Here is a 243-nt window from a genome sequence, read left to right on the forward strand (position 1 = left end):
GTTTTGGAACAGCTTTTATTGTCACCTTTTGTCGGTAAATCGATATATTGAGAAAATCGCTGATATAATTCGAGTTACGGTCGATATATTTTAAAAATCGCCGATATAATTCGAGTTACGGTCGATATATTCGAAAAATCGCCGATATAATTTTTCCGTCTTGTTTACTATCCTAACTTCACAAGGCTGTAGTTCTTCTTCCCTTTACGAATAATAATAAATCGTCCATCAAATGAATTTTCT

The 243-nt window shown here is 32.9% G+C and carries 1 protein-coding gene; it reads right to left on the reverse strand.

All coding sequences use genetic code 11. The annotated features are described in order from the left end of the window. Nucleotides 1-167 precede the first annotated feature (167 nt). Nucleotides 168-243 (reverse strand): hypothetical protein (locus tag MR083_RS28260; protein WP_396022324.1); only part of this gene is annotated, 76 nt, incomplete at its 5' end.

It is taken from the genome of Bacillus cereus group sp. BfR-BA-01408 (genome assembly GCF_022663305.1).
Taxonomy (GTDB): Bacteria; Bacillota; Bacilli; order Bacillales; family Bacillaceae_G; genus Bacillus_A; species Bacillus_A pacificus.